Annotated in this window: 5 protein-coding genes; 2 read left to right on the top strand and 3 right to left on the bottom strand. The window is 45.8% G+C overall.

Features of this window, described 5'->3' with window-relative positions; translation table 11 throughout:
- Nucleotides 1-126: 126 nt before the first annotated feature.
- Entirely contained in the window at nt 127-552 is a 426-nt protein-coding gene (locus PLA23_RS11560) for a PIN domain-containing protein (RefSeq protein WP_324475276.1), read from the bottom strand.
- Between the two features lie 5 nt (nt 553-557).
- Nucleotides 558-803 (bottom strand): AbrB/MazE/SpoVT family DNA-binding domain-containing protein, encoded by a 246-nt coding sequence (locus PLA23_RS13845; protein ID WP_502883626.1) that lies wholly within the window; start codon nt 801-803, stop codon nt 558-560.
- 300 nt (nt 804-1,103) lie between these two features.
- Here PLA23_RS13845 and PLA23_RS11555 point away from each other — a divergent pair, with 300 nt between their 5' ends.
- Nucleotides 1,104-1,346: an AbrB/MazE/SpoVT family DNA-binding domain-containing protein gene (locus tag PLA23_RS11555; protein ID WP_324332067.1), complete on the top strand. Its 243-nt coding sequence runs from the start codon at nt 1,104-1,106 to the stop codon at nt 1,344-1,346.
- The gene (locus PLA23_RS11550; RefSeq protein ID WP_324475275.1) at nt 1,343-1,753 is read left to right on the top strand and encodes a type II toxin-antitoxin system VapC family toxin; all 411 of its coding nucleotides are present in this window, start codon (nt 1,343-1,345) and stop codon (nt 1,751-1,753) included. The genes PLA23_RS11555 and PLA23_RS11550 overlap by 4 nt, the downstream gene beginning before the upstream one ends.
- A gap of 77 nt (nt 1,754-1,830) precedes the next feature.
- Here the strand turns inward: PLA23_RS11550 and mcrA are convergent.
- Nucleotides 1,831-3,524, bottom strand: a 1,694-nt coding sequence (mcrA, locus tag PLA23_RS11545; protein WP_324475274.1) for a coenzyme-B sulfoethylthiotransferase subunit alpha, incomplete at its 5' end; no start/stop codon positions are given.

Here is a 3,524-nt window from a genome sequence, read left to right as displayed (position 1 = left end):
TGAAGTTCAGGTTCAGGAGAAAGTGTGAGTCTCTCCTCTCAAATCTGAATTATGTGTGGAAGGAACGTCCCCCCAACAGTTCCTATCTGTTGCTGTAGCTGCCAGAATACCTTTTCTGGAATAAGGTTATTGGTTATGTGCATTCTTATATGGCAAAATTTCCATGAATACCAAGCCACGAAGAGACTCATATGCAGGATCCTTGTGCATAAGTATGCAGTTTTTTCGAATTGCGAATGCGGCAATTATCGCGTCAGCGAAAGAGATTTTTTGTTCCGCTTTCAATCGGGCAGCTGTAAGCAGGGTTGACTCATCCATATTCCATAGAATCTTTACATTAAGTTCTTTAATTAGAGCAATTCGCCGATCTGCTTCTGCAATACTGTCCTCCTGCAAGGTTATGTAATAAACCTCCATCAGAACTGTCCAGGGGATGAATGTAGTTTTTTCCCTCAAAGCTGATTCAACCGTATCAGCTCCTAATTCATCTTCTATGAAAGAAAAGAGTGCTGATGTATCCAGAAGGTAGGGATGGAATATTTCTTCAGTCATTGGTTTCAATGTTCATCGATGGAGTTTTCGTGGCTACGTTCTATGTTTCTTTCCTCTAACAACTTTTTTGTATAGTTTTTTCCCCGCCCACATCCCCTGAGAGAAAGTAATGGATCATTTGGTACTGGGATTACCCGAATGGTGTCTCCATCATCCAGCCATACCAAATGGACCCCTGCATCGATATGGTATTTTTTTCGAATTGCAGCTGGAATAACGGTTTGACCACGTTTCGTTACTGATGTTTGCATTGTAATTCTCCACTTTTTACATGTCACTTTTCTTTCATGCACACGCACATTCTCTCCGAGACGAAAGTGAATCTGGATAAAATCCGGATTATACTCTCTTAGTTCGGTCGCACCAAGGAGCGATTATTTGAGTTAAACTGCTTGTACGGTAATTATCGATATTATCCCATCAAGGTGTTTTGGGTACTAATAAGCGTATATCTGCGCAGAGATGGACCGGCCTTTAGAAGGTCGCGTATTTTAGTTTGGTTATGGGTATGTTCCAATGTCTCAAATATCAGAAAAACAAATTTACCTTATATGGAAGTAATCATCAGGGAAAATGGTGATATAACCATCCCTCAAACAATAATTGCCAATACTAATTTCAAGCCTGGGCAAAAAGTAATCATTACCATTGAATCTGGAAAAATTGTAATTTCTCCAGATAAAGGAGAAATATTAGAAAGATTAAGGCAACTTTCTAAAAACAATTATATTACGCATATTGATTCGGATGAGATCCATGAGCAGATGATTCTCGAGAGATTTAAAACAATATGAAATATATTGACTCAAATTTTTTTATCTATGCAGTTGCGAGTGATACTCCGGAAGGTCATTGGTGTAGAAGTACCCTCTCTCGTATAATGGAGGGTGAATTTATTGGATGTACTTCCACTCTAACCTGGGATGAAATTGTCTATGTGCTGATGAAAAAGATCAACCGTGAGATTGCTCTTGAATGTTCAGAATATTTTCTCTCACTACCAAATTTTCGCTATATTGATGTCAGCCCTGAAATTCTGAAATCAGCACATTTCATTATGACCCAATACGCAATGAAACCAAGGGATGCGATACACGCAGCCTGCATGTCACATCAGGGTATTGATACGATAATCACGGAAGATACTCATTTTGATCGTATCCCATCAGTAAAACGAGTATGGATGAACGATATCCCCTGAAACAGACCTGAAGGTCTCTCTTCTTATCTGTTTTACACAAAGCAGCGAAAAAAAAGAAAAATAATTTTTTATCCCGGTTACCGGGCTGGCATGAGGAGGGTTCTCTCTCCGCAGGCGACGAACTCGCGGATTGCACCTTTTGCAAACTCCTTCCGTGGCTCGGCAAAGTCGAACGGCAGGGACGGGTCTGCGAAGGTGATCTTGATCAGTGGAGAGAGACAGAATCCATCGCCACGACCGTAGTGTGCGGAACCGACGATAGCTGCGTATTCTCCCTGGTGACCGACGTTCATTGCGTAGTTCGGGTAGTTTGGTCCACGGAATTCTCCGATACACCCTTCGTCTGGTCTGACAGAGAGCGAGTTGGTTGAACCACACTGGTCCTGCAGGTCGTATCCGAAGAATCCGAGACGTGACCAACCCTCTTTGTGCAGGAGCATGGAGAGGTACCATCCATTCAGACCAGCGTTGGAGTTGGCGGTTGCAATAGCGGTAGAGATACCGGATGCTGCTGCAAGAACTGCTGCACGCTGGGAACCGCCGAAGTGGTCTTCCATCATGGTTGGGAACTGTTCATACTGTTCCATACCGTAGAGGGTAACTTCAGATGCGATGTCATTGACAACCTCCTGTGTTGGTTTGACCTTGTCCTTGGTGTTCGGGTTCTTCCAGTCGACTTTGTACTTGTCTTTGATGTAGTCCATACCATAGTAGGTGTAGTCATCGAGGATGTTGTCGGTGTATGCTGCGGTTGCATACTGGGTGAATCCGACACCACCAGACATGTAGGAACCGAGCCAGATCTGGTCAAAGAGCATGGAACCTGCACCGACGACCTCAAGGGTTGCCTTTGCCGGGTCGTTCGGGTACTTGCGGTTTGCCTGGATCATGTCAGAGAAGTGTCCGAAGAGGATACCACCTGGCTCATTCGGACCACGGGCACGACGGGCCGGGAGGTGGCTTGCCATCTGAACGACACCAGCGTGCTTTGCGGCGAATGAAAGGTCTGCGACTGCTGCTTCTCCGGCGCACATGCGGTATGCAGTGATGAAGGACATACCGATCTGCATGGCTGACCATCGGGAGGTGGTTCCACCATCACAGGTACGGGAGACGATGGTTGGGATGTGGATTGCCTGCCAGAGTGATTTGCCGACTGCTGCATTCAGCTGCTCTGCCTGTTTTGCAGGGAACAGCTTGTTGACATCAATTACAAACTGCTTCTCGAGCTGGTCTGCAAGTTCAGAGTCTCCGGTAAATACCTTGACATAACAGTCATCGACAACACTTGGATGGGTCTCAACCATGTGTTCCTGAACGACTGCACCACCAGGCATTGCGTGGTTTAAGATGTGGAGGTACTCGTTAATGGTTTCAGGGGTAATTTCCTTGCCAAGACGCTTCTGAAGAGTGCTGTGTGCAAGGTCCATGTTAACGATGATGGTACGACGGATATCATCCCACATCTGCTGCATGGCCGGGTTGTTGACGAAGTGCAGGTCGTCACCCTCTACAAAGGTTCCGGTTCCGGAGACTTCGTAGGTCATGAGCTGACGCTGACCCATTGGCAGACCACCAAGGTGACACCGGTTCGGGTCATACATGGAGATACCACGACGGAGTTCTACCTTCTTGGATGCCTCCATGAACTCTTTCTTTCGCGGGGACTGGTTCAGACCACCAAAGTTGTAAAAAGAGGTCTTGGTTTCTGCTACGTCTCCCTCGAATTTGGTCTTCAGTGCTTTGAGGAAAAGTTTCTGGGCTCTCTCGA

Origin of the sequence: Methanospirillum sp., assembly GCF_035406105.1 — an archaeon.
In the GTDB taxonomy this organism is placed as follows: domain Archaea; phylum Halobacteriota; class Methanomicrobia; order Methanomicrobiales; family Methanospirillaceae; genus Methanospirillum.
The sequence above is the reverse complement of the archived record's forward strand: the minus strand, read 5'-3'. Positions and strand labels throughout refer to the sequence as shown.